At 69.1% G+C, this 24,888-nt stretch carries 20 protein-coding genes; 12 read left to right on the top strand and 8 right to left on the bottom strand.

Annotated elements, in window-relative coordinates; translation table 11 throughout:
* Positions 1–1,410, bottom strand: coding sequence for an efflux RND transporter periplasmic adaptor subunit (locus tag EKE94_RS04690; protein WP_127905395.1), 1,410 nt, complete (start codon positions 1,408–1,410; stop codon positions 1–3).
* A 145-nt stretch (positions 1,411–1,555) separates the two neighbouring features.
* Here EKE94_RS04690 and EKE94_RS04685 point away from each other — a divergent pair, with 145 nt between their 5' ends.
* A complete protein-coding gene (locus EKE94_RS04685; RefSeq protein ID WP_127905394.1) occupies positions 1,556–2,218 on the top strand; it encodes a TetR/AcrR family transcriptional regulator in 663 nt (220 codons plus the stop codon).
* Positions 2,219–2,400: 182 nt separating this feature from the next.
* On the opposite strand, the gene EKE94_RS04680 is transcribed toward EKE94_RS04685, so the two are convergent.
* Together EKE94_RS04680 and EKE94_RS04675 are read right to left on the bottom strand one after the other, a co-directional pair.
* Positions 2,401–4,509, bottom strand: a complete 2,109-nt coding sequence (locus tag EKE94_RS04680; RefSeq protein ID WP_127905393.1) for a catalase — start codon at positions 4,507–4,509, stop codon at positions 2,401–2,403.
* Between the two features lie 222 nt (positions 4,510–4,731).
* Positions 4,732–5,700, bottom strand: coding sequence for a LysR family transcriptional regulator (locus EKE94_RS04675; protein WP_127905392.1), 969 nt, complete (start codon positions 5,698–5,700; stop codon positions 4,732–4,734).
* 160 nt (positions 5,701–5,860) lie between these two features.
* On the opposite strand from EKE94_RS04675, the gene chvE reads away from it, so the two are divergent.
* The 11 genes from chvE (at position 5,861) to yjfF (ending at position 19,797) form a co-directional block, all read left to right on the top strand.
* The gene (gene chvE, locus EKE94_RS04670) at positions 5,861–6,940 is read left to right on the top strand and encodes a multiple monosaccharide ABC transporter substrate-binding protein (RefSeq protein WP_127905391.1); all 1,080 of its coding nucleotides are present in this window, start codon (positions 5,861–5,863) and stop codon (positions 6,938–6,940) included.
* A gap of 108 nt (positions 6,941–7,048) precedes the next feature.
* A complete protein-coding gene (gene mmsA / locus EKE94_RS04665; protein ID WP_127905390.1) occupies positions 7,049–8,596 on the top strand; it encodes a multiple monosaccharide ABC transporter ATP-binding protein in 1,548 nt (515 codons plus the stop codon).
* Positions 8,593–9,801 carry a multiple monosaccharide ABC transporter permease gene (gene mmsB, locus EKE94_RS04660; RefSeq protein ID WP_127905389.1) on the top strand — a complete coding sequence of 403 codons (1,209 nt, stop codon included), beginning with the start codon at positions 8,593–8,595 and terminating at the stop codon, positions 9,799–9,801. The genes mmsA and mmsB overlap by 4 nt, the downstream gene beginning before the upstream one ends.
* A complete protein-coding gene (gene araD1 / locus EKE94_RS04655) occupies positions 9,801–10,811 on the top strand; it encodes an AraD1 family protein (protein ID WP_328590464.1) in 1,011 nt (336 codons plus the stop codon). Before mmsB ends, araD1 begins: the two co-directional genes overlap by 1 nt.
* Positions 10,812–10,818: 7 nt before the next feature.
* A complete protein-coding gene (gene araD, locus EKE94_RS04650; protein WP_127905388.1) occupies positions 10,819–12,558 on the top strand; it encodes an L-arabinonate dehydratase in 1,740 nt (579 codons plus the stop codon).
* Between the two features lie 37 nt (positions 12,559–12,595).
* Positions 12,596–13,513, top strand: coding sequence for a Gfo/Idh/MocA family protein (locus EKE94_RS04645; protein WP_127905487.1), 918 nt, complete (start codon positions 12,596–12,598; stop codon positions 13,511–13,513).
* A gap of 32 nt (positions 13,514–13,545) precedes the next feature.
* Positions 13,546–15,066: an aldehyde dehydrogenase (NADP(+)) gene (locus EKE94_RS04640; RefSeq protein ID WP_127905387.1), complete on the top strand. Its 1,521-nt coding sequence runs from the start codon at positions 13,546–13,548 to the stop codon at positions 15,064–15,066.
* A 99-nt stretch (positions 15,067–15,165) separates the two neighbouring features.
* The gene (gene ytfQ, locus EKE94_RS04635) at positions 15,166–16,125 is read left to right on the top strand and encodes a galactofuranose ABC transporter, galactofuranose-binding protein YtfQ (RefSeq protein WP_164870824.1); all 960 of its coding nucleotides are present in this window, start codon (positions 15,166–15,168) and stop codon (positions 16,123–16,125) included.
* Positions 16,126–16,205: 80 nt separating this feature from the next.
* Positions 16,206–17,732, top strand: coding sequence for a sugar ABC transporter ATP-binding protein (locus EKE94_RS04630; protein WP_127905386.1), 1,527 nt, complete (start codon positions 16,206–16,208; stop codon positions 17,730–17,732).
* Positions 17,729–18,799: an ABC transporter permease gene (locus EKE94_RS04625; RefSeq protein WP_164870823.1), complete on the top strand. Its 1,071-nt coding sequence runs from the start codon at positions 17,729–17,731 to the stop codon at positions 18,797–18,799. The genes EKE94_RS04630 and EKE94_RS04625 overlap by 4 nt, the downstream gene beginning before the upstream one ends.
* Positions 18,796–19,797: a galactofuranose ABC transporter, permease protein YjfF gene (yjfF, locus tag EKE94_RS04620; RefSeq protein WP_127905385.1), complete on the top strand. Its 1,002-nt coding sequence runs from the start codon at positions 18,796–18,798 to the stop codon at positions 19,795–19,797. The genes EKE94_RS04625 and yjfF overlap by 4 nt, the downstream gene beginning before the upstream one ends.
* On the opposite strand, the gene EKE94_RS18605 is transcribed toward yjfF, so the two are convergent.
* From EKE94_RS18605 to EKE94_RS04595, 5 genes are all read right to left on the bottom strand, one after another.
* Positions 19,794–21,188 carry a hypothetical protein gene (locus EKE94_RS18605; protein WP_164870822.1) on the bottom strand — a complete coding sequence of 465 codons (1,395 nt, stop codon included), beginning with the start codon at positions 21,186–21,188 and terminating at the stop codon, positions 19,794–19,796. The genes yjfF and EKE94_RS18605 overlap by 4 nt on opposite strands.
* 314 nt (positions 21,189–21,502) lie before the next feature.
* Positions 21,503–22,210 (bottom strand): ABC transporter ATP-binding protein, encoded by a 708-nt coding sequence (locus EKE94_RS04610; RefSeq protein WP_127905384.1) that lies wholly within the window; start codon positions 22,208–22,210, stop codon positions 21,503–21,505.
* Positions 22,207–22,944, bottom strand: a complete 738-nt coding sequence (locus tag EKE94_RS04605) for an ABC transporter ATP-binding protein (RefSeq protein ID WP_206615017.1) — start codon at positions 22,942–22,944, stop codon at positions 22,207–22,209. The genes EKE94_RS04610 and EKE94_RS04605 overlap by 4 nt, the downstream gene beginning before the upstream one ends.
* A complete protein-coding gene (locus EKE94_RS04600) occupies positions 22,941–23,900 on the bottom strand; it encodes a branched-chain amino acid ABC transporter permease (RefSeq protein ID WP_127905382.1) in 960 nt (319 codons plus the stop codon). The genes EKE94_RS04605 and EKE94_RS04600 overlap by 4 nt, the downstream gene beginning before the upstream one ends.
* Positions 23,897–24,778 (bottom strand): branched-chain amino acid ABC transporter permease, encoded by an 882-nt coding sequence (locus EKE94_RS04595; RefSeq protein ID WP_127905381.1) that lies wholly within the window; start codon positions 24,776–24,778, stop codon positions 23,897–23,899. Before EKE94_RS04595 ends, EKE94_RS04600 begins: the two co-directional genes overlap by 4 nt.
* Positions 24,779–24,888: the final 110 nt, after the last annotated feature.

Below are 24,888 nucleotides of genomic sequence, written 5' to 3'. Positions count from 1 at the left end.
TCAGTCCTCTTCGCCGGCGGCGGTTTCCGCCGCGGCCTCAGTGGCCTGCGCATCGGGCGCGGTGCCCTCTGCCGCCTGCGCGGCCCCGGCGGGGGCGTCCTGCCCTGCGGCGGGGCCTTCGGTTTCCGTGGCTTCGGTTTCGGCGGTCCCGGGGGCGGCATCCGTGGCCGGGGCGGGCTGCGTTCCCTCCGCGCCTTCGGTCGTAGCGCCTTGGACCTGAGCACCTTGAGCCTGTGCGCCTTGGGCCTGTCCGTTGCCGGGCTGGGCGTTTTCGGCGCCCTCGGGCGCGCGTTCCTCGGGGGTAACCTGCGCGCCGGGCTGGGCGGCGGACATGCCGGCCACGACGATGCGGTCGCCGGGTTCCAGTCCGTCGCTGACGATCCAGTCAGATCCACGGTCCTGCAGCACGGTCAGCTGCCGCGATTCCACCACGCCCTCGTCGCTGACGACCATCGCCAGCGGGTTGCCGCGGCGGTCACGCGTCACACCCTCCTGCGGGGCGAGGTAGACGCCCTCGGCCTGCGTGGTCGGCATTTCGACCTGCACGTACATCCCGGGCAGAAGCAGCCCCTCGGGGTTGTCGAATTCGATCCGCAGCACGACGACGCCGGTCTGCTCGTCGACATGCGGTTCGGCCGCGGTGACCAGCCCGCGCTCTTCGAAGATGCTGCCGTCGGCAAGCGTCAGCGCGACCTCGCGGTTGCCTTCGCCCAGGTCGGCCGCCGTATCGCCCCGGCGCCAGGCCAGAAGCTCGGCCGCCGATTGGGTCACGTCGACATAGACGGGATCGAGTTCGCGGATCGTGGCCAGCGGCGTGGCCTGGCTGGCGGTGACCAGCGCCCCGGGCGAGACGTTTGACAGGCCGATCCGTCCCGACAGGCGGGCGCGGATCTCGGTCCGGTCCAGCTCGATCTCGGCCGAGCGCAGCTGCGCCTGCGCCACCTCGACCGCCGCATTCGCCGAATCGCGGGCCGAGGCCGCATCATCGGCGGCCTGCTGGCTGGAGACGCCGCGGTCCGACAGCTGCGACACGCGCTCGAAATCACGTTCGGCGGCACGCTGCTGCGCCTGTGCCTGGCTGACGCTGGCCTGCGCCTGCGCCACGGCGGCCTCGTAGGTCGTGGGGTCGATGCGGTAGAGCACGTCGCCCTCCGAGACCTGCGACCCTTCGGTGAACAGTCGTTCGGTGATGATGCCGCTGACCTGCGGCAGCACCTCGGCCTCGGAAGAGGCGCGCACACGGCCGGGCAACACGGTGGTCAGCGTCAGGTCCTGCGGCTGCAGCGTCACGACGGTGACCGCCGGCGGCGGAGCGTCGCCGCCGCCGCCCTGCTGCGCTGCGGCGACCCCGGCGGACAAAGGCATGAGAACAGCGGCGGCCAGCGCCGCGGCTTGGATGATCCGGGCCATTTTTGGCTCCTTCAGCGGGAACGGGGCGAATCGGCTTGCCGCGATCCCCCGGGTGGCATTACAAAACTCTCGGGTTTCATAATGGTGCGGGCTCGGGAATTGCAAGGGATTGCTGTCATGCAGCGTAAATTGCGGCGGTGCGACAATGGCGAAGGCTGACAAAAACGCCTGCGGTGCCGAAATCTGCGGCGCCCGGCCGGGGCGGCCCGTCGCAATTTCGCCCGAGGACCGCCGCCGTATCGTGCTGGACGCGCTGGACAACCAGTTCGGCGAAGCCGGGATGGCGGGCCTGACGATGACCGCGATCGCGGGGCGGGCGGGCATGTCCAAGCGCACGCTCTACGGTCTTTTCGCCGACCGCGATGCGCTGTTTGCAGCCTACATGGAGCGCGCGAAGACGCGGTTCCTGCGTCCACTGCCGCCCGAGGCCCGCGATGCCCCGCTTGAGCAACGCCTGCGCCTCATGCTGCAGCCCGAAGGCATCTCCGCCCAGCTGGATCTGCCGCTTGAGATCCTGCGCATCGCAGTGGCCGACGGCGCGGCGCCCACCGACCTCGGGCGTCTATGCCGCGAGAACGGGTCGGGACAGGTGCGCGGGTTGATCCAGGCCGAACTTGAGCGCGCCTGCCAGCGCGGCGAGATCCGGTGCGAGGATGTCGGCGCCGCGGCGCAGCTGCTCAAGGACATGATCCAGTGCCCGGTGCTGGAAATCCTCGTCGATCCCTCCTGCCGGCCGAACGAGGCCGACATCGCCGCCCGGTTCGAACTGGGTCTCGCGACCTTCCTGCGCGCCTTCGCCGTGACCTGACATGGCTTTACCCGTCCGCAACCCGGGGCAGAGGGCAGGCGCAGGGCAAGGGGACAGCCCCGCGAAGGAAACCGGCACGCCCTGCCGATCCGCCGAACGCGGGCAGGGCCCGTGCGGCGTGCAGTGAAAAAGGCCCCGCCCCCGGCAGGGGGCGAGGCTGCATCAGTGGGTTGCGCGGCCGATCAGGCGAACCGGGCCCAGTAACGCATCTGGCCACAGGCCTCGACAAAGCCTTTTGCCTCGTCGGGGGCGGTCAGCACGGTCATGCCCTCGTCCCGCTCGGTCACGCCGGCCTTGTCGAACAGTGTCTCGGCCTCTTTCGACATCGCGATGAACTTGGCGTGGGCATAGGCCTCGGAGGCGAACATGCCTGCCGGGTGCATCTTGGCCAGCGCCTCGGCCCCGTCTTTCGACGCGATGACGGCCACCGCGTCGTAAAGCGCCGACGGCCCGCCATCGACCTTCTGCTGCGCAGGCAGGTGGTTTCCGTCCGACAGCTTGGCGCCGCCCACCTTGGGGGCCACGACCTCGACCATGCCGCCCGCGGCCGCTACCGCGTCCTGCAGGCCCTTGACCAGAGCGGCGTCGGCGCCGTCGGTGACCAGCAGGCCCAGCTTCCGCCCCTCGAACCGGCCGGGGCCGTTCTTCAGGATCGACAGCTTGTCCGACACGGGCAGGTCGATGGGATCGCGGGCGGGCTTCATCGGCTCGGGCATCTCGGGCAGGCCCAGACCGTCGAAGACCGACTTGGCCAGCCCCTCGTCGATGTTGCGCAAATGGGCCACGATGCGTTCGCGGATCGCCTGGGTTTCGCATTTCGACAGCTCGAAGACGATCGCGTTGGCGATGTGGGTCTGCTCGACCTCGGTTTGGCTTTTGTAGAACTGCCGTGCCTGGCTGTAGTGGTCGGCAAAGCTTTCGGCCCGGATGCGCCGCTTTTCGCCCTGCACGGGTTCGGCGAGGCTTTGGTAGCTGCCGACCGGCTCGGCCCGCGGTCCGCCCTTCTGCCAGGAGTTGGGTTCATAATTCGCGCGGCCCTTGGGCGCGTGCATCGCCATGTGCCCGTCCTGCTGGAAGTGGTGGAAGGGGCATTTCGGCGCGTTGATCGGGATATGGGTGAAGTTCGGGCCGCCAAGGCGTTTGATCTGCGTGTCGAGGTAGGAAAAGTTCCGCCCCTGCAGCAGCGGGTCGTTGGTGAAATCGACGCCCGGCACGATGTTCTGCGTGCAAAAGGCCACCTGTTCCGTCTCGGCGAAGAAGTTGTCGACCATCCGGTCCAGCACCAGCCGCCCGATGATGCGCACCGGCACCTGTTCTTCGGGGATCAGCTTGGTCGCGTCCAGCACGTCGAATTCGAAGCTGTCCGCAAAGTCGTCGTCGAAGACCTGCACCCCCAGCTCCCATTCCGGGAAGTCGCCGTTCTGGATCGCCTGCCACAGGTCGCGGCGGTGGAAATCGGGATCGGCGCCCATGATCGTCACCGCCTCGTCCCAGACCACGGATTGCAGACCCAGTTTGGGCTTCCAGTGGAACTTGACGAAGGTGCCCTTGCCCTCGTCGTTGACGAAGCGGAAGGTGTGGACGCCGAACCCTTCCATGAAGCGGAAGGACCGTGGGATCGCGCGGTCGGACATGGTCCACATGACCATGTGCATCGCCTCGGGCATGAGCGAGATGAAGTCCCAGAAATTGTCGTGCGCCGACTGAGCCTGCGGAAATCCGCGGTCGGGCTCGGGCTTGACCGAGTGGATCAGGTCGGGAAACTTGATCGCGTCCTGGATGAAGAAGACGGGGATGTTGTTGCCGACGATATCCCAGTTGCCATCTTCGGAGTAGAGCTTGACCGCAAAGCCGCGCACGTCGCGCGCCAGGTCTGCCGACCCCTTGTTGCCCGCCACGGTCGAGAAGCGGACGAAGGCGGGGGTCTTCTTGCCCTTTTCCGACAACAGCTTGGCCGAAGTCAGCTCGGGGATCGGGTCGGTGATCTCGAGATACCCGTGCGCGCCGTAGCCGCGGGCGTGGACCACACGCTCGGGGATGCGCTCATGGTCGAAGTGAAAGATCTTCTCACGCATGTGGAAGTCTTCCAGCAGCGTCGGGCCTCGTTCGCCGGCCTTGAGGCTGTTCTGGTCGTCGGCGATGGGAATGCCCTGCGACGTCGTCATCCGAGGGGCGTCAGCGCCGGGGCGCTGATGTAGCTCGCCGCCTGAGCCGGGCTCGGTCGGATAGTCGCCCTGGTCGGTCGTGGTCTGGGTGTCGGCGGAGGGGCGATAAAGGGGATCGTCTGCCATGAGGGTGGCCCTTTGACTGTTGGTGGCTGTGATGCTGCCCGAAGTGCATGCAACGGGGACCAACCCTGTTCCGGCTGACATCCCCCATCATGGCCCGAACAGCCCGTGAGACCGATTGTTCCTGCCGATGCCGTTATGTGATCGGCCGTTTCATGAGCGGACGCGGCGCGCGTGGGGCAGGGGCAAAGGCCCGGCGGCGCCCGCGGGCCGCCGGGCACGGGGTCAGCGGCGCCCGGACACGACGCGGCGCAGCGCCGTCAGGATGCGTTCTGCGGCGGGCGACAGCGGGTCGCCGGCGCGCCGGATGATGCCATAGGTCGCGACCGACAGGTCGGGGGCCACGGGCAGCCGGTCCAGCCGTGACCCCAGCGCAGCACGGCCAATGAAGAAATCCGCGACCGCCGCCGACAGGGGCGCGATGGCATTCGATTCATGCACCAAGGCCAGGGTGAACAGCGTCGACCGCGTGCTGAGCGTGCGCGCGGGCAGCATCAGGTCGCGGGCCAGCAGGTAGTTCTCCACCGTGCGCCGCAACAGCCCGCCCGGCGGCTGCATCGCCCAGTCGTAGCCTAGGCAGTCCTCGAGCCGCAGGCCGCTTCGGCGCGTCAGCGGGTGGTCCAGTCGCACGACCAGGCTGAGCGGCTCGACCCCGATTGGTTCGACGGCAAAGGGCCGCGCGTCGGCCCCGTCGGGAATGCGACCGATGAAGAAATCCAGCTGCTGCGACAGCAGCGCATCCGCCAGCCGATCCGAGGTGTCGACCTGCACCGAAATCTCGATCTCGGGGTAGGCGATGCGCATCTCGCGGATCATCGGCAGGACAAGCTCCAGCGATGGCCCGGTGACCGAGCCCAGCCCGACCAGCCCGCGCGCGCCCTGCATCGTCTGCGTCACCCGCTCCTGGCTCAGGTCCAGCCCGCGCAGCGTGGCCTGCGCCTGGTCGGCGACGATGCGCCCCGCCTCGGTCAGCACCACGCCTCGGGGGTGACGCAGATAGAGCGCGGTCCCGATCAGCGTTTCGAGCTGCGTCAGCAGGCGCGAGGCGGCGGGCTGGGTCATGCCCACCTGCTGCGCCGCGGCGCCGATCTGCCCGGTTTCGCGCAGCGCTGCCATCAGCCGCAGCTGCGAAAATTTCAGCCCGCGGCGGACCAGATCATCGGGGCGCAGGGCCGGAGCGGGGGATTTCGACATGACAATCCTGATATATCCAGAAGCCTTAACACTATTTGACCGGTGCTGACGGCTGGGGCAACCCTGCGCCCATCGCAGACCGCCCGTCGGAGGAGCATCGGGGGCAGGGCTGACGCAATGACCGGGGCTGAAAACGCCCGGACCACTGGGAGGACTTCTTATGACTTTGAACAGACGCGCTCTGTTGACCACCGCGCTCGCCACCACCCTGGCGCTGCCCCTGGCCGCGCCCGTTGCCGCGCAGGACAAGGGCACGGTCGGGATCGCGATGCCGACCAAATCCTCGGCACGCTGGATTTCGGACGGCGAGTCGATGGTGCGCCAGTTCGAAGAGGCGGGATACACGGCGAACCTGCAATACGCCGAAGACGACATCCCCAACCAGCTGGCGCAGATCGAGAACATGATCACCACCGGCGTCGACGCGCTGGTGATCGCCGCCATCGACGGCACCACCCTGACCAACGCCCTGGCCAACGCCGCCGCGATGGACATCCCCGTCGTCGCCTATGACCGCCTGATCCGGGACAGCGGGGACGTCGACTATTACGCGACCTTCGACAACTTCAAGGTCGGGGTGCAGCAGGCCACCAGCCTCGTCGAAGGGCTGGAAGAGCGGTTCCCCGATGCCGAGCCTTGGAATGTCGAGCTGTTCGGCGGCAGCCCCGACGACAACAACGCCTATTTCTTCTACGACGGCGCGATGAGCGTCCTGCAGCCGATGATCGACGACGGCAGCATCGACGTCGTGTCAGGCCAGATGGGCATGGACACCGTGGGCACCCTGCGCTGGGACGGCTCGGTCGCGCAGGCGCGGATGGATAACCTTCTGTCCGGCAACTACACCGGCGACCAGCGCGTGCACGGGGTGCTGTCGCCCTATGACGGGCTGTCGATCGGCATCATCTCGTCGCTCAAGGGCGTCGGCTACGGCTCGGGCGACATGGAGATGCCCATCGTGACGGGGCAGGATGCCGAGGTGCCTTCGATCAAGGCGATCCTGCGCGGCGACCAGTATGCCACCGTGTTCAAGGACACCCGCGAACTGGCCCGCGTGACCGTCGGCATGGTCGACGCGCTGCTGCAGGGCGGCGAGCCCGAGATCAACGATACCGAAACCTACGACAACGGCGTCAAGGTGGTGCCGTCCTACCTGCTGGAACCGCAGCCGGTGACCGAGGCCAACTGGGAAGAGCTGCTGATCGACAGCGGCTACTACGACCGCTCCGAGATCGAGTGATCCCCGACTGAACCTCCCCTGCGCGCGGGCCCTTCCGCCCGCGCCCCTTCCCCCCGGGCTGCCACGCGCGCGTGCCGGTCCGGGGATCCTGACCGGAGACGACAAGGCATGGCCACCATCCTCGAGATGCGGGGGATCACCAAGGAATTCCCCGGGGTGAAGGCGCTCGACGACGTGAACCTGCGCGTCGAAGAGGGCGAGATCCACGCGCTCGTCGGCGAGAACGGCGCGGGAAAATCCACGCTGATGAAGGTTCTTTCGGGCGTCTACCCGGCCGGCAGCTATTCGGGCGACATCCTTTACGACGGCGAGGTGCGGCGCTTTGCGGGCATCACCGACAGCGAGGATCTGGGGATCATCATCATCCACCAGGAACTTGCCCTGATTCCGCTGCTGTCGATCGCCGAGAACATCTTTCTGGGCAACGAACGCGCCCGCCGCGGTGTCATCGACTGGCGCGAGACCGAAGAGCGCGCGGCCGAGCTGCTGGACCGCGTGGGCCTGAAGGAAAGCCCCAAGACGCTGGTCGACGATCTGGGCCTGGGCAAGCAGCAGCTGGTCGAGATCGCCAAGGCGCTGTCCAAGGACGTGCGGCTTCTGATCCTGGACGAGCCGACTTCGTCGCTGAACGAGGCCGACAGCGAAAAGCTTCTGAACCTGCTGGTCGAGTTCCGTCGCCGCGGCCTGACCTCGATCCTCATCTCGCACAAGCTGAACGAAATCAGCCGGGTGGCGGACAGGATCACGGTGCTGCGCGACGGCTCGGCCGTGGCGCGGCTGGATTGCGCGGACGGCATCAGCGAAGACGACATCATCCGCGACATGGTCGGCCGGTCGCTGGACGACCGCTATCCGCCGCGCCAGCCCCACGCGAAGGGCGAAACGGCGATGGAGGTGCGCAACTGGACCGTCCACCACCCGCTGCATTCCGACCGCAAGGTGGTCGACAATGTCAGCTTTCACGTCAAGCGGGGCGAGGTGCTGGGCATCGCCGGCCTGATGGGCGCGGGCCGCACGGAACTGGCGATGAGCCTGTTCGGACGCAGCTGGGGGCGCGACATTTCGGGCGAGGCGCTGATCGACGGCAAGCCCGCCGACCTTTCCTCGGTCCGGTCTGCGATCGACGCGGGACTTGCCTATGCCACCGAGGATCGCAAGACCTACGGCCTGATCCTGGACGACACCATCCGCCGCAACGTGCCGCTGGCCAAGCTCGAGGCGATTGCCGACGGGCTGGTGGTGAACCCCGCGCGTGAAGCCGAGGTGGCGCAGCGCTACCGGACCCGCCTGAACATCAAGTCGTCGTCGATCGAGCAGGAGACGGTGAACCTGTCGGGCGGCAACCAGCAGAAGGTGGTGCTGTCGAAATGGCTCTTCGCCGACCCCGAGGTGCTGATCCTCGACGAGCCCACCCGAGGCATCGACGTGGGGGCGAAGTTCGAGATCTACACCGTGATCCGGGATCTCGCCGCGGCGGGCAAGGCGATCATCGTGATCTCGTCCGAGATGCCCGAGCTTCTGGGCATCACCGACCGCCTCTACGTCATGAACGAAGGCCGCTTCGTGGGCGAAATGGCGACGGATGACGCCAGTCAGGAAAAGATAATGGCGCGGATCATCAAATCCGCCGAGACCCGGAAGGGAGAGGCCGCATGACCGATATCACCGACACCGGCGCCTCCGGCACTGCCGCCGATCAGGCAAAGGCAAGCTGGCGGTTCCTCAAGACGCACCTGCGGGAATACGGGATCCTGTTCGCCCTGATCGCGATCATGGGCTTCTTCCAGCTCGCAACGGGGGGGATCCTTCTCAAACCCGTGAACCTGACCAACCTGATCCTGCAGAACAGCTATATCGTCATCATGGCGATCGGCATGCTGCTGGTGATCGTCGCGGGCCATATCGACCTGAGCGTGGGGTCGGTTCTGGGCTTCATCGGGGCGCTGGCCGCGGTGATGATCGTCAACTGGGACATGCCCTACCTGCTGGCCGGGGTGCTGTGCCTTGGCGCCGGGGCGCTGATCGGCATGGCCCAGGGGTTCTGGATCGCCTATTTCCGCATCCCGTCCTTCATCGTGACGCTGGCAGGCATGCTGGTCTTCAAGGGGCTGACCCTGTGGCTGCTGGCGGGCCAGTCGGTCGGGCCATTCCCGCGCGAATTCCAGCTGATCTCGTCGGGCTTCATCCCCGATCTCTTGGGTGGCGACGGCATCAACCTGTTTTCGCTCGCTCTGGGGATCGTCGTGGCCGCGGGCATCGCGCTGTTCACCATCCGGGCCCGCACGCGCGAACAAAAGACCGGCCGCGCGACCGAACCTTTCGTGTTCTTCGCCGCGAAGACCGTGCTGGTCTTTGCCGCGCTGGCCTACATGAGTTGGCTGATGGCCGATTTCCGCGGCCTGCCGAACGTCTTCATCGTGATGGCCCTGATGATGGCGATCTACACCTTCATCACCAGCCGCACCACGACCGGGCGCCGGATCTATGCCATCGGCGGCAATGAAAAGGCGGCGATGCTGTCGGGCATCAACTCGAAACGGCTGACATTTCTGACCTTCGCCAACATGGGCATGCTGGCTGCGCTGGCGGGCCTTGTCTTTGCCGCGCGGCTGAACACCGCGACGCCCAAGGCGGGCGCCGGGTTCGAACTGGACGTGATCGCCGCGGTCTTCATCGGCGGCGCGTCGATGGCCGGGGGCGTGGGCACCGTGGTGGGGGCCGTCGTCGGCGCCTTCATCATGGGGGTGATGAACAACGGCATGTCGCTGCTCAACATCGGGATCGACTGGCAGCAGGTGATCAAGGGGCTTGTGCTTCTGGCCGCGGTGATCTTCGACGTCATGAACAAGAAGAAAGGGTGATGCAGATGCTTCTGTCGCAATACCGCCGGCAGGACGGCCGCATCCAGGTCGTCGCCCGGGACGGAACCGAGGCCTACGAGGTGCGCACCGACCTGGCGCTTTACGACCTGGCCATGGGCTGCGCCGAAACCGGCACGGGCCTGCAGGAGCGGGTGATGGACCTGGGCCTGAACGGCGCCGTCGACCTGGCCCGCCTTTACGAGGATGGCCGCCTGCTGCCGCCGCTGACCCATCCCGATCCGGCGCACCTGCACCTGACGGGCACCGGACTGACGCATCTGGGATCGGCCTCGACCCGCGCCGCGATGCACGCGAAGGCGGCCCAGACGACGGCAGAGGACGAAACCGACTCGATGCGCATGTTCCGCATGGGGGTCGAGGGCGGCAAGCCCGCCGACGACGGCGCCGGCGTCCAGCCAGAGTGGTTTTACAAGGGCACCGGCGCCGCGCTGGCCGCGCCCGGCGCGCCGCTCGCCAGCCCCGGCTTTGCCGAGGACGGGGGCGAGGAGCCCGAGCTTGCCGGGCTCTACGTCATCGGCCCCGACGGCACGCCATTCCGCCTCGGGTTCGCGCTGGCCAACGAGTTCTCGGACCACGTGATGGAGCGGCGCAACTACCTGTACCTCGCGCATTCAAAGCTGCGGCCCGCGGCGGTGGGGCCCGAGCTGCGGGTGGGCGAGCTGCCCGCCAGCGTCACTGGCACCAGCCGCATACGCCGCGGGGATCAGGTGATCTTCGAAGCGCCCTTCCTGTCGGGCGAGGCGAACATGTCGCATTCGATCGCCAACCTCGAACACCATCACTTCAAGTACGACCTCTTCCGTCAGCCGGGCGACGTGCATGTCCACATGTTCGGCACCGCCACGCTGTCCTTCGCGCAAGGCATCCGCGCCGAGGCAGGCGACGTGTTCGAGATCGAGGCGCCCGAGTTCGGGCTGCCGTTGCGAAACCCCCTTGCGCACGACCCCGCGCCGGCCACCGCGCCGCGCGTCGCCGTGCAGAGCCTGTGAGCCCGCCATGACCTTCACCCCCGCAGACTGGCCGCGCAAGCTTCGCTCGCAGGAGTGGTATGGCGGCACCTCGCGCGACAACATCTATCACCGCGGCTGGTTGAAGAACCAAGGCTATCCGCACGACCTGTTCGACGGCCGCCCGGTGATCGCCATCCTCAACACCTGGGGCGAGCTGACGCCCTGCAACGGCCACCTCCGCGAGCTGGCCGAGAAGGTGAAGGCCGGTGTGTGGGAGGCGGGGGGCTTCCCGCTTGAGGTGCCGGTGTTCTCGGCCTCGGAAAACACCTTTCGCCCGACGGCGATGATGTATCGCAACCTCGCCGCCATGGCGGTCGAAGAGGTGATGCGCGCCCAGCCCATCGACGGCGCCGTGCTGCTGGTGGGCTGCGACAAGACCACGCCGTCGCTGCTGATGGGGGCGGCTTCGACCGACATCCCCAGCATCGTGGTCACCGGCGGGCCCATGCTGAACGGCTGGTTCCGCGGCGAACGCGTGGGCAGCGGCACCGCGCTCTGGCAGATGTCCGAGGATATCAAGGCCGGCAAGATGAGCCAGGAGGATTTCCTGGAGGCCGAGCAGGCGATGAGCCGGTCGTCGGGCACCTGCAACACCATGGGCACCGCCAGCACCATGGCCAGCATGGCCGAGGCCCTGGGCATGGCCCTGTCGGGCAACGCGGCGATCCCCGCCGTCGACGCCCGCCGCCGGGTGATGGCGCAGATGACCGGCCGCCGCATCGTGCAGATGGTGAAGGACGACCTGAAACCCTCTGATATCCTTACGAAAGAAGCGTTCGAGAATGCGATTCGCGTGAATGGGGCCATCGGCGGCTCGACCAACGCGGTCGTCCATCTTCTGGCGCTTGCCGGGCGCGTCGGGCTGGACCTGACGCTTGACGATTGGGACCGGCTGGGGCGCGACGTGCCGACGATCGTGAACCTCATGCCCTCGGGCAAGTACCTGATGGAGGAGTTCTTCTACGCCGGCGGACTGCCCGTCGTGCTGAAGCGTCTGGGCGAGGCCGGGATGCTGAACAAGGAGGCGCTGACCGTGTCGGGCGGCGCCATCTGGGACGAGGTGGCGCAGGCGCGCAACTGGAACGAGGACGTGATCCTGCCCGCCGACCGCGCGCTGACGCAATCGGGCGGCATTGCGGTGCTCAAGGGCAACCTGGCCCCCGGCGGCGCGGTGCTGAAACCCTCGGCCGCCAGCGCCGAGCTGATGCAGCATCGCGGTCGCGCCGTCGTCTTCGAGGATATCGACGACTACAAGGCGCGGATCAACGATGACGCGCTGGAGATCGACGAGACCTGCGTGATGGTCCTGAAGAACTGCGGCCCCCGCGGCTATCCCGGCATGTCCGAGGTCGGCAATATGGGCCTGCCGCCCAAGGTGCTGAAGAAGGGCATCACCGACATGGTGCGCATCTCGGACGCGCGGATGTCGGGCACGGCCTACGGCACCGTCGTGCTGCACACCGCGCCCGAGGCGGCGATGGGCGGTCCGCTGGCCGTGGTGCGCACCGGCGACATGATCGAGCTCGACGTGCCGGCGCGTCGCATCCACCTCGACATCTCCGACGACGAACTTGCCGCGCGGCTGGCCGACTGGACGCCGCCCGGCGCGCCGGACAGCGGCTATGCGCGGCTTTACCACGACCATGTCGAAGGGGCGGATACCGGCGCCGACTTCGATTTCCTCAAGGGATGCCGGGGGAACGAGGTGCCGCGTGACAGTCACTGAGACACAGGAGATGGCGGCAGCGATGCAGGACGGGGCGATGCCGGTGGCGATCGTCGGTGTCGGCAAGATCGCGCGCGACGAACACGTGCCCGCCATCGCCGCCGACCCGAGCTTTGACCTGGCGGCGACGGTCAGCCGGTCGGGCGGGCTCGAGGGGGTCGAGAACCACGAGACCCTCGATGCCCTGCTGCAGGCGCGGCCCGACATCCCGGCGGTATCGCTGTGCATGCCGCCGCAGGTGCGGTTCAAAGCCGCCCGCGCGGCTATTGCCGCGGGCCGGCACGTGATGCTGGAAAAGCCGCCCGGCGCCAGCGTATCCGAGGTTCTGACGCTGGACCGGCTGGCGCGGAGGGCGGGCGTGACGCTTTACGCCTCGTGGCATTCCCGCGCTGCGGCGGGGGTCGCCATGGCGCAGGCCTGGCTGGCCGACAAGCGCCTGACCTCGGTCCGCATCGACTGGAAGGAAGACGTGCGCAAGTGGCACCCCGGGCAGGACTGGGTCTGGCAGCCCGGGGGCCTCGGTGTCTTCGATCCCGGCATCAACGCCCTGTCGATCCTGACCGCGATCCTGCCCGCGCCGGTTCACCTGACCGAGGCGCAGCTGTCCTTTCCAGAAAACCGCGATACGCCCATCGCGGCCGAGCTGACCTTTACCGACGGCGCCGACCTGACGGTCGCGGCCGCCTTCGACTGGCGGCAGGAGGGCGGTGAGATCTGGCAGATCGAGGTCGAGACCGATGCCGGAACCCTGCGGCTGACCGAGGGCGGCGCCCGGCTGGCCATCGGCGATGCCGACCAGGGCGTGGCCTCGCCCGGGGAATATCCCGCGCTTTACAGCCATTTCGCCTCGCTCATCGCGCAGGGGGCCAGCGACGTCGACGCCAGCCCGCTGATCCATGTCGCCGATGCCTTCATGCTGGGCCGCCGCATCGCGGTGGACCCGTTCCACGACTGACCCCTGCTGCAAGACCTTCGAAGGAGACCGCCATGCCAGACACCACGCTGACCGGACGCCACCTGATCGCGGGGGCTTGGATGGAGGGCGGTCGGACCTTCCGGTCCGACCCGGTTTCGGGCGACCCGCTTGAGGTTCATTCGGGCGGCGTGGCCGAGATCGACGCCGCGATGCAGGCGGCCGAAGAGGCCTTTGCCACCTACGGCTGGACCACGCGCGAGGCGCGCGCGGCGTTCCTCGGGGCGATCGCGGACGAAATCGAGGCGCGGGGCGATGCGCTGACCGCGATCGGCAGTGCCGAGACCGGCCTGCCCGAGGCGCGTCTGACCGGCGAGCGTGGGCGCACCTGCGGCCAGCTGCGCCTGTTTGCCGAACACCTGCGCAAGGGCGTTTACCTCGACCGGCGTCACGATAGGGCGTTGCCCGACCGCGAACCGCTGCCGCGCCCGGACCTGCGGATGATGCAGCGCCCGATCGGGCCGGTGGGCGTCTTCGGAGCGTCGAACTTCCCGCTCGCCTTCTCGACGGCCGGTGGCGATACCGCCGCCGCGCTCGCCGCAGGGTGCCCGGTGGTCTACAAGGGCCACCCCGGCCATCCCGGGACGGGCGAGATCGTGGCGCAGGCCATCGCCGCCGCCATCGCCTCGCAGGGCCTGCCCGCCGGCACCTTCGGCTTCGTGCAATCGGCCGATACCGCGGCGGGCGAGGCGCTGGTGACCCACCCGCTGACCCGCGCTGTGGGCTTCACCGGCTCGTTCCACGGCGGCAAGGCGTTGTTCGACCTGGCGATGGGGCGGGACGAGCCGATCCCCTTCTTCGGCGAACTGGGTTCGATCAACCCCGTCTTCGTGATGCCGGAAGCGCAGGGCGCGCGCGGCGCGGATCTGGGCACCGGCTGGGCCGGGTCGCTGACGATGGGCGTGGGGCAGTTCTGCACCAACCCCGGCCTCGTCATCCTGACCGAAGGGGCGGGGGCCGACGCGTTCCTCGACGCGGCGCGCGCGGCGCTCGACGGTACGGACGCGCAGCCGATGCTGACCCAGGGCGTGGCCGAGGGCTATCGCCGTGGCGTTGCGGCGGCGGAAGGGACCGGCGTCGCCACCACGCTGCTGCGGCACGACTCCGAGGGCCGCGCGGGTTCGCCCGCGCTCTTCACCCTGTCCGGCGACGACTGGCTGGCGCATCCCGAGCTGGCGCACGAGATGTTCGGACCCGCGGGCATCGTCGTGCGCGCCCGCGACATGGAGCAGGCGGCCGAGATCGCGCGCGGTCTGGTCGGGCAGCTGACGGTGACGTTGTTGATGGACGACGGCGATACCGATGCCGCGCGGCACCTCGTGCCGGTGCTCGAGCGAAAGGCCGGACGGCTTCTGGTCAACGGCTTCCCGACGGGGGTCGAGGTGGCGGATGCCATGGTCCATGGCGGGCCCTATCCCGCCAGCACGAATTTCGGCGCCACCAGCGTGGGCACCCTGGCGATCCGCCGCTTCCTGCGGCCGGTCTGCTACCAGAACATGCCCGAGGCGCTGTTGCCGGACGATCTGCGGGGCTGACGACGGAGGAGCCGCGGCCCCGCGGCACCGCGCGCCGGCCCCACGCGGGCCGGGCGCACCAAGGGATGGGGCCCCTATGCCCCGACAGAGGAGGAGACCATGACAATGAAGACGCTGTTTCTGACCACCGCCACCCTGATCGCCGGCACCGCAGGCATGGCCGCCGCGCAGCAGACGGTCGGTTTCTCGCAGATCGGCTCGGAATCGGGCTGGCGCGCGGCCGAGACCACGCTGACCCGCCAGCAGGCGGAAGAGCGCGGCATCAACCTGCAGTTCTCGGACGCCCAGCAGCGGCAGGAGAACCAGATCGCCGCGATCCGGTCCTTCGTCGCGCAGGGGGTCGATGCGATCCTGCTGGCCCCCGTTGTCGCCACCGGCTGGGATTCCGTGCTGGAAGAGGCCGCCGAGGCCGAGATCCCCGTCATCCTGCTGGACCGCCGGGTCGACAGTGCGGAGGATCTTTACATGACGGCCGTCGGCTCGGACCTCGTGCACGAGGGCGAGGTTGCGGGCGACTGGCTGGTGGGCGAGGTCGGCGACGAGGAATGCCGCGTGGTCGAGCTGGAAGGCACGACCGGATCTTCGCCCGCGATCGACCGCGCGACGGGGTTCCGCAACGCGCTGGAAGGCCACGACAATATCGAGATCGTGCGCTCCCAGACCGGGGATTTCACCCGCTCGGGCGGCAAGGAGGTGATGGAGAGCTTCCTGCAGGCCGAAGGCGGCGGGCAGGACATCTGTGCGCTTTACGCCCATAACGACGACATGGCGCTTGGGGCGATCCAGGCGATCAACGAGGCCGGCCTGAACCCGGGCGAGGATATCCTGATCGTGTCGATCGACGCGGTGCCCGACATCTTCCAGGCGATGGCCGACGGCGATGCCAATGCCACTGTCGAACTGACGCCCAACATGGCCGGGCCCGCCTTCGACGCGCTCGAAGCCTACTGGGCCGACGGGACCGAGCCCGAGAAGTTCATCCAGACCGACTCGACGCTTTACACCCAGTCCGACGATCCGATGGCCGAATACGAGGCCCGCAAGGACCTGGGTTACTGATCCCACGCGGATCGGGCGGGCCGGGGCCACGCGCCCCGGCCCGCCCCACATGCGGGGCGGGCCTTTGGGGAGGGGCGGACATGCTGTTGACGATACGCGGGCTATCCAAGGGGTTCCCGGGCACCAAGGCGCTGGACGGGGTCGATTTCGACCTTGCCGCGGGCGAGGTGCACGCGCTTCTGGGAGAGAACGGCGCCGGGAAATCCACGCTGATCAAGTGCCTGACCGGCGCCTATCGCCGGGATGGGGGCGAGATCACGCTGGACGGGCAGCCGATTTCGCCGGGCTCGACCTCCGAGGCGCAGGATCTGGGCATCGGCACGGTCTACCAGGAGGTCAACCTGCTGCCCAACCTCACCGTGGCGCAGAACCTGACCTTCGGGCGCGAGCCGCGCCGCTTCGGCATGGTCGACGGGCGTGCGCAACGCGCCGAGGCGCGCAGGATGCTCGAAGGCTACGGGCTCGACATCGACGTCGGTCGCGACCTGGGGACCTACTCGGTCGCCGTGCGCCAGATCGTCGCCATCGCCCGGGCCGTCGCGCTTTCCGGCAAGGTGCTGATCCTCGACGAACCCACCGCCAGCCTGGATGCGGCCGAAACGGCGATGCTGTTCGACGTGGTGCGGGGCCTACGCGACAGGGGCCTGGGCATCGTCTTCGTCTCGCATTTCCTCGACCAGGTGTTCGACCTGACCGATCGGCTGACCGTGCTGCGCAACGGCCGCAAGGTCGCGACCGAGGTCACGGCCGAGCTGGACCGCCTGCGCCTGATCGAGCACATGCTGGGGCACGAGCTTGAGGCGGCGGAGCGGGCGGAACACGCCCTGACCGACCCGCAGGCCACGACCCGGCCCGAGCTTTTGCGGTTCGCGGGCTTCGGCCGCCCGGGCCATGTCGCGCCCTTCGACCTGACGGTGCACGAGGGCGAGGTGATCGGCCTGGCGGGGCTTCTTGGCTCGGGCCGGACCGAGACTGCCGAGCTGATGTTCGGGGCTCATGCCGCGCAATCGGGCACCGCCCGGGACGCGCGCGGGGACGTGCCGCTCGCCACACCGCGCGAAGCCATTGCCGCGGGCTTCGGCTTCGCGCCCGAGGATCGCAAGACCGATGGCATCGTGGCCGACCTGTCGGTGCGCGAGAATATCGCGCTTGCGTTGCAGGCTCGGCGGGGCTGGGCCCGCCCGATCCCGCGGGCCGAGCAGGCGCGACTGGCGGAGGAGTATATCCGCCGCCTCGACATCCGAACCTCGGATGCCGACAAGGCGGTCGGAGACCTGTCCGGCGGCAACCAGCAGAAGGTCGTGCTGGCCCGCTGGCTGGCGATGAACCCGCGGTTCCTGATCCTCGACGAGCCCACGCGCGGCATCGACGTCGGCGCACATGCCGAAATCCTGCGCCTGATCCACGAAATCACCGAAGGCGGCATGGCGATCCTGGTCATCTCGTCCGAGCTGGACGAGCTGATCGCCGTCGCCGGCCGGGTGATCGTCCTGCGCGACCGGGCGCACGTGGCCCAGCTGATCGGCGCCGAGATCACCACCGACCGCATCGTGCAGGCCATCGCCGCGAGCCACGGCACGGATGCGCCCGAGGGAGAGGCCGCATGATGCCCCGCACCCTGTCCCGCATCCTGCCGCAGGCCCTGACGCTTCTGGCCGTGGTCGCGCTGGTCAGCGCGGTGTTCCCCGGCTTTCTCGACGTCGACCTGGTGAACGGGCGGCTGGTCGGTCCCGCCGTCGACGTGGTCAAGCGCGGTGCGCCGGTGGCGCTTTTGGCCGTGGGCATGACGCTGGTCATCGCCACCCGCGGCATCGACCTGTCGGTCGGCACGGTCATGGCGATCACCGGCGCGGTGGCGGCGTGGACGATCGGTGCCGGCTGGGGCTGGGGCGGCGCCGTCGCGCTGGCGCTGGCGGCCGGGCTTGCCGCGGGGCTCTGGAACGGCTGCCTCGTCGCGGTGATCGGCATCCAGCCCATCGTCGCGACGCTGATCCTGATGACCGCGGGCCGCGGCATCGCCCAGCTGATCACCGAGGGGCGGATCCTCACCTTCAACGATGCCGCCTTTGCATGGTTCGGGTCTGGGTCGCTTCTCGGGGTGCCGGTGCCGGCGGTGCTCTGGCTGCTCACCGCGATCCTCGTGGCGCAGCTGATGCGCCGCACCGCGCTGGGGCTGCTGGTCGAGGCTGTGGGTATCAACCGCCGCGCCTCGGCGCTGGCCGGGGTCAACGCGCGGGTGCTGCTGATCGCGGTCTACATGGCCTCGGGTCTCTGCGCCGCGCTGGCCGGGATCGTCGCGACCGCCGACATCCGCGGGGCGGACGCCAACAACGCCGGGCTGTGGCTGGAGCTCGACGCCATCCTCGCCGTGGTGATCGGGGGCAACTCGCTGATGGGCGGGCGGTTCTCGGTCGCGGCCTCGGTGCTGGGGGCTCTGATCATCCAGACCATCGACACGGGCATCCTGCTGGCCGGCTTCCCGTCGGAATACAACCTCGTGATCAAGGCCGCGCTGGTGCTGGTGATCCTCGTGCTGCAGTCGCCGAACCTCGGGGCGCACTGGCATTTCCTGCGGTCCCAGATGCGCCGCCGGGCCGAGCCCGCGCCGGCGGCATCGCCGCAGGGTCCGGGCGCGCAGCCCCGCACCACACCGGCCGAGGAGGCCCGCCGATGAACCCCCGTTTCTATCCGCTGGCCGCGACCATCGCGATCTTTGTCGCGGCCTATGCCGTCTGCTATGCGCAGTTCCCCTACATGCTGTCGACGCGGGTCGCGGGCAACCTGCTGACCGACAACGCCTATCTCGGCATCGTCGCGGTGGGCATGACGGTGGTGATCCTGTCGGGCGGGATCGACCTGTCGGTGGGATCGGTCATCGCCTTCTCGGGCGTCTTCGTCGCCGTGATGCTGCGCGACAGCGGGCTGCATCCGCTGGCCGTCTTCGCGCTGCTCCTGCTTATCACCACCGCCTTCGGCGCGGCGATGGGGGCGATCATCCACGTCCTCGCGATGCCCGCCTTCATCGTCACGCTGGCGGGCATGTTCCTGGCCCGCGGTGCCGCCTACATGCTGACGATCGACTCGGTGCCGATCGCGCACCCTTTCTACGACCTGATGCAGGATGCCTACTGGCTGATGCCCGGCAAGGGACGGCTGACGCTGATCGGCGTTCTGATGCTGCTGTCGGTGCTGGGTGGCGCGCTGGTGGCGCACCGCACCCGCTTCGGCGCGAGCGTCTTCGCGCTTGGCGGCGGGGAACAGACGGCGCGCCTGATGGGGGTGCGGGTGGGGCGCACCACGGTGGGGATCTACGCGTTCTCCGGATTCATGGCCGGGCTCTCGGGGCTGGTCTTTTCGGTCTACACGGGCTCGGGCTACCCGCTGGCGACAGTGGGGACCGAACTGACCGCCATCGCCGCGGTAGTGATCGGCGGCACGTTGCTGACCGGCGGGGCGGGCTACGTGCTGGGCACGCTGTTCGGGGTGCTGACCATGGGGCTGATCCAGACCTACATCGTCTTCGACGGCAGCCTGTCCAGCTGGTGGACCAAGATCGTGATCGGTCTTTTGCTGCTTCTGTTCATCCTGCTGCAGAAGGGCCTGCTGCGCCTCACCTCCGCCCGCCTGTCGGGCGCGGGGACGGGTGCGGGATCGGCGGCGCGCGCGGGCTAGACCTGCGGCTGCGACAGCAGCCACAGGCCCAGAGCGGTGTAGCCCACCATCACCGCGGCCAGCGGGATCTGGCTACGCAGCGCGCGCGCACCGGTGCCGAAGACCTGCAGCGCGGTTGCGTGGGCCAGGGCGATGCCGGTCAGGTGTCCGCCAAGGATCAGCGCGGTCTGCGCATCATAGATCAGGACCGCGCGGCCGGGGTCCGAGAACATCGACAGCGTCGCATGCGAGCGGGCGGTGCCGAACAGGTCCCACCCCCTCGCCAGCGGGTCCGAGGCGATGCGCGCGATGTCCTGCAGATCGACCAGCAGGTGCGGCAGGAAATGCGCCGCGTGGTAGGCTATCGCGATGGGGATCAGCGAATAGCCCAGCCGCGCGGCGGCCACCTGCCAGAGCGGTCGCGCCCCGGCCAGCGCGGCGCCCAGCGCCACGGCCCCGCAGAAGATTGCCGCCAGCGTCGCCCACGCGACCCCGAGGCCCAGCGTGTTGGGCCAGGTCACCGTCGAGCGTCCGCCGAACTCCAGCGGATTCAGCCCCAGAAATCCGAGCCACGCGAAGGTTGAGATCAGCCCGTCGAAGGTGCCCGCCGCCAGCAGCAGAAGGGCAAAGGCCAGCTCTCCCGGTGCCAGGGGCGGCGCGGTCAGGGCATGCCCACCCGGCCAGCGCAGCGCAATCCGCCCCGCGCCGCCGGGCCCCAAAGGCGCGAGCCGCCCGATCAGGCGAAAGGTCACGTGCAACGGCTCGGCCCGGGCGCACCAGTCGCGCCTGCCGAAGACGACCATGCCCGCAAGGTTGAACAGCCAGAAGACCGCGAGCCTGTCGGTCAGCCGGTCGGGGTCCACCGAGTGGATCGAGATCCGGTCGACCCAGAGGATCCCCGCCAGTTGCAGCAGCGCGATCCCGTGGCCCAGCCGCGCGGGCAGGCGCAGGACCGGGCGCCGGCCGAGGCCCGCCACGCGCAAGAGGCCGCTCCAGGGATTGAGCCAGGGCCAGAGGTCGCCGAAGACGGCGCAGGCCAGCGTCATGCAGACCCAGCCCAGCGTCCAGACGCCATAGGGCAGGGGGTTCGACAGCGGATCCTCGGGGCCCGCGATGCCGGCGACGATCAGGCCCATGACGAAGAGGGTCGAAAGCAGCGAAAGCGCGATCCTCCCACGACGCGGAGGCGCGGGGAGCGTGACCGCGCGATCGTAAAGGCGGGCGACACGCCGCGGCGGTACCGCGGCCAGCAGAAGAAAGCTCGCCAGCACCGCGAGCCCGGCCCCGGCCACGTAAAGATGCGTCGGCAACAGCAGCACGAAGCCGCCCCCGACCTCGTGCGCCGCGGCCGGGCGCGCGACCACGAGCGCCGCGAGCAGGAGTGCCGCGCGGGCGGCCCAAAGGCGATGCACCCGGCCCTCGGCGGGGCAACGTCCCGCTGCGGGCGTAATGGCCCCGGGGGAGGCGTTGCAAGGGAATGCCCGGTGCTGACCGGTTTGGCGCCCGTCCTGTGGGTGGTCGTCGGACAAAGCGATCGGGGCAGAGGGGTGGGACCTTCGGCGCCGGGGCAGCAGGGTCGCCGGTTCCGTGCGGGGGCGTGTCGCGACCGCCCCGGGGGCCTGCCGAGAGCAGCCCGAGCCCAGCACGGAGAGGGCGTGGCCCGGGGGCCCCTGGCGGCGTTCGGAGGCGCGGCCTGCAGGCCGCGGGCGACCGTGCGGTGCGAACATCAGACGCTCAGCCCGACATAGCGCTTCAGCAGCCCCGGATCGGCGCGGACCTCCGCAATCGGGTGGTCGGCGCGGATGCGGCCATGCTCCATGAACGCGACCCGGTCGCCGACCTCTAGCACGGCCTCGACTCGCTGTTCGACCAGCAGGACCGCCACTCCGTCGGCGCGCAGCCGGGCGATCGCCGCGCGCACCGTAGCCACAGCCGAGGGCATCAGCCCCTCGGTCGGCTCGTCCAGCAGCAGCACACGGGGCCCGACGCAGATCGCTCGCGCCATCGCCAGCATCGACTGCTCTCCGCCCGACAGGGTGCCCGCCCGCTGCGACAGCCGGTCGCGCAGCACCGGAAAGAGGTCCAGCGCGGCCTCCTGCACCGCTGTGTCCGCGCCCCGGGTCATCAACCCCAGCGCAAGGTTCTCGCGCACGGTCAGGTCGCTGAACAGCCGTCGTCCCTGCGGCACATGGGCGATGCCGGCGCGCGGGATCTCGGCGGCGGGCAGGCCGGTCAGGTCCCGACCGTCCAGCGTGATGCGCCCGCCCGTGGGGCGCAGCGTGCCCATGACCGACCGCAGCGTCGTGGTCTTGCCCGCGCCGTTGCGCCCCATCAGGCACAGCACCTCGCCGCCGCGCAGCGACAGCGATACGCCGTGCAGCACCTGCGCACGTCCGTAGCGCGCCTCCAGCCCCTCGACCTGCATCCGCGTCATGCCCCGTCTCCCAGATAGGCGGCCTGCACCGCTGGATCGGCGACGATCTCTTCGGGTGTGCCCTGGGCCAGGATCGCGCCGCGGTCCAGAACGGTGATCCGCCGGGCCAGCGCCATCACCACGTCCATGTTGTGTTCGATCAGCAGGATGGTGGCACGGCTGGCCAGCTGGCGCACGACCTCCGTGACGCCCGCGATCTCGGCGTCCGAGAGGCCCTGCGTCGGTTCGTCGAGGATCAGAAGCCGCGGCGACAGGGCAAGGCCCATCGCGATTTCCAGAAGCCTCTGGTGACCATAGGCCAGATCGCCGGCGCGCGCGTTCAGCCGCTCGGTCAGGCCCACGGCCCGCGCGGCCGCCTGCGTCGCCTCGGTGATCCGGGGGCCGACCCCGCCGCGCCCGAAAAGACCGGGGCTGAGGCGGCTTTGCGCGGCCAGCGCGATGTTCTCGGCCACGCTCATGCTGGTGTAGATGTTGGTGATCTGGAAGGTATAGGCGATGCCCAGGCGCACCCGCGCGTGGGCGGGCAGGCGGGTCACGTCGCGCCCGTCGAAGATCACCCGCCCCGCGGTGGGGCGCAGACGGCCCGACAGCAGGCTGACAAAGGTCGATTTGCCCGCTCCGTTGGGTCCGATGATCGCGTGGATCTCGCCCGTTTCCAGCGTGAAGTCGACATCGTCCACGGCCCTCAGGCCATCGAAGTCGCGGCAGAGCCCGCGGGTGGTGAGCAGCGTCACTTCAGCCATGGCAGCCTCCGGTCGCGAAGGGTGCCCAGAAGGCCCGCGGGCGCCCATTGGTTGACCGCGATGAGAAGGGCACCGACGACGATCAGGTAGGCCGAGGTCACGCCGCTCAGCCGGTCGATCAGCAGGGTCATCACGCCGGTACCGAGAAGCGGGCCAAGCAGGGTGCCGGGCCCTCCGACGAGGGTGAAGAGCAACGCCTCGATCGACAGCTCGAACCCCGCGAAGGCCGAACCGATATAGCCGAACATCAGCGCGTAGAGCGCCCCCGACATCCCCGACAGGGTGCCGGACACGACGAAGGCCACCAGCCGGATGCGGAAGGTATTGAAGCCCAGCATCTCGGTCCGCCCGGCATTTTCGCGCACCGCCGCGAAGAGCCGCCCCCGCCGCCCCTGCGTCAGCGCGAAGAGCCCCGCGAGGGTCGCGGTGAAAAGCGCAAGGGCAAGGTTGTAGCGGTGGCTGTCGCGGGTCAGGTCGACCGCGATCCCCATGAGCGTGAAGCCCCGCGCCCCGGTCGGCAGCGTCAGCCCCTGGTCGCCGCCGGTGATGTCCGAGAACTGCAGCGTCGTCAGGTAGGTCACCTGCGCGAACATCAGCGTGACGATCATAAAGGCCACGGCCTGCGTGCGTAGCACCAGAAGCCCCGTCACCAGCGATACCGCGAAGGACGCGCCAACGCCGAGGACAAAGGCCAGGGGCAGCGACAGGCCCCAGTAGTAGCTGGAAAGCCCCGCCGCGTAGACCCCGGCTGCAAAGAACATCGCGTGGCCCAGGCTGAGCATCCCGGTGTAGCCCATCAGCATGTTGTAGCCCATGGCGAAGATCGCGAGGATCAGGATCCGCGTCGCCGTCAGCACCAGATACTCCGACAGGACGAACTGCAGCGCGAAGAGCGCTGCGACGACGGCGGCGCAGAGCAGCAGCAGGCGGGGATTTGCGGACCTCATGCCGCGGCCCTTCCAAAAAGGCCCTGCGGGCGGAAGATCAGCACCAGCGCGACGAGGAGGGTCGAGGCGATGGCGGCGAGGGTGGGCGAAAAGAAGACCGACAACAGCCCGTCGGACAGCCCGATCAGCACCGCCGCCGCGATGGTGCCGGGAAGCGAACCGAGCCCGCCCACGATCACCACGACGAAGGACAGAAGCAGCGGGTCGGTGCCCATCAGGTAGTGCGCCTGCTGGTTCGGCACGACCAGCACCCCGCCCGCCGCGGCCAGCATCGCGCCCACCGCGAAGACGGCGGAATAGACGCGGTCGACCCGGATGCCGAAGTTCTGCGCGGTCTCCCGGTCGAACTGGGTGGCGCGCATGATCAGCCCCAGCCGGGTGCGCCGCAGGATCAGCCAGAGTGCGGCCACCAGCGCGATGGCCACGGCGACGATGAACAGCTTGTAGCTGGAATAGCCGAACCACGGCGTGCGCAGCGTGTGGGAGAAGGGCGGATCGACCGCGCGGGCGTCGGGACCGAACCCGATCAGGGCGGATTGCTGCAGGATGTAGAGCAGCCCGATGGTCGACACGATGGTGCCCTCGGGGTCATAGCCGATCCGCCGCAGGATCGCCCGGTCTGCCGCCCAGGCGATGGCGCCCACGGCCAGCGGTGCCGCGATCAGCGCCACCGCGAACCCGATCGCGGGCGGGCCGGGGATGGCCTGTGCACAGAGCCACGCGCCAACTGCGCCCAGCATGAAGAACTGCCCGTGCGCGACGTTGACCACCCGCATCACGCCGAAGACCAGCGACAGCCCCAGCGCCGTCAGCATCAGCACCGAGGCCTGGACCATCCCCTCCAGCAGCGCCAGCAGGAGGTAGGGGGCAAGATCCATGGCGGGAGGTCCTTCGTGGTTGGGGGTGGGTGGCAGGTCGATGCGCGACGGCTCGGGGTGGGCCAAGGCCGCCAGGGTGGGCGGGACGCGGGCGATAGGCAAGACGGCGG

Source organism: Mesobaculum littorinae (assembly GCF_004011175.1).
In the GTDB taxonomy this organism is placed as follows: domain Bacteria; phylum Pseudomonadota; class Alphaproteobacteria; order Rhodobacterales; family Rhodobacteraceae; genus Tranquillimonas; species Tranquillimonas littorinae.
This window is presented reverse-complemented; position numbering and strand designations above follow the sequence as displayed.

Bases quoted from the DNA above. Each gene is read 5' to 3' on its own strand.
- EKE94_RS04640 (WP_127905387.1), top strand. From the start codon at position 13,546: ATGCCAGACACCACGCTGACCGGACGCCACCTGATCGCGGGGGCTTGG.
- EKE94_RS04625 (WP_164870823.1), top strand. From the start codon at position 17,729: ATGATGCCCCGCACCCTGTCCCGCATCCTGCCGCAGGCCCTGACGCTT.
- EKE94_RS04610 (WP_127905384.1), bottom strand. From the start codon at position 22,210: ATGACGCGGATGCAGGTCGAGGGGCTGGAGGCGCGCTACGGACGTGCG.
- mmsB (WP_127905389.1), top strand. From the start codon at position 8,593: ATGACCGATATCACCGACACCGGCGCCTCCGGCACTGCCGCCGATCAG.
- EKE94_RS04685 (WP_127905394.1), top strand. From the start codon at position 1,556: ATGGCGAAGGCTGACAAAAACGCCTGCGGTGCCGAAATCTGCGGCGCC.
- EKE94_RS04600 (WP_127905382.1), bottom strand. From the start codon at position 23,900: ATGAGGTCCGCAAATCCCCGCCTGCTGCTGCTCTGCGCCGCCGTCGTC.
- EKE94_RS04690 (WP_127905395.1), bottom strand. From the start codon at position 1,410: ATGGCCCGGATCATCCAAGCCGCGGCGCTGGCCGCCGCTGTTCTCATG.
- araD (WP_127905388.1), top strand. From the start codon at position 10,819: ATGACCTTCACCCCCGCAGACTGGCCGCGCAAGCTTCGCTCGCAGGAG.
- mmsA (WP_127905390.1), top strand. From the start codon at position 7,049: ATGGCCACCATCCTCGAGATGCGGGGGATCACCAAGGAATTCCCCGGG.
- EKE94_RS04680 (WP_127905393.1), bottom strand. From the start codon at position 4,509: ATGGCAGACGATCCCCTTTATCGCCCCTCCGCCGACACCCAGACCACG.
- ytfQ (WP_164870824.1), top strand. From the start codon at position 15,166: ATGACAATGAAGACGCTGTTTCTGACCACCGCCACCCTGATCGCCGGC.
- chvE (WP_127905391.1), top strand. From the start codon at position 5,861: ATGACTTTGAACAGACGCGCTCTGTTGACCACCGCGCTCGCCACCACC.
- yjfF (WP_127905385.1), top strand. From the start codon at position 18,796: ATGAACCCCCGTTTCTATCCGCTGGCCGCGACCATCGCGATCTTTGTC.
- EKE94_RS04645 (WP_127905487.1), top strand. From the start codon at position 12,596: ATGCCGGTGGCGATCGTCGGTGTCGGCAAGATCGCGCGCGACGAACAC.
- EKE94_RS04630 (WP_127905386.1), top strand. From the start codon at position 16,206: ATGCTGTTGACGATACGCGGGCTATCCAAGGGGTTCCCGGGCACCAAG.
- EKE94_RS04675 (WP_127905392.1), bottom strand. From the start codon at position 5,700: ATGTCGAAATCCCCCGCTCCGGCCCTGCGCCCCGATGATCTGGTCCGC.
- EKE94_RS04595 (WP_127905381.1), bottom strand. From the start codon at position 24,778: ATGGATCTTGCCCCCTACCTCCTGCTGGCGCTGCTGGAGGGGATGGTC.
- araD1 (WP_328590464.1), top strand. From the start codon at position 9,801: ATGCAGATGCTTCTGTCGCAATACCGCCGGCAGGACGGCCGCATCCAG.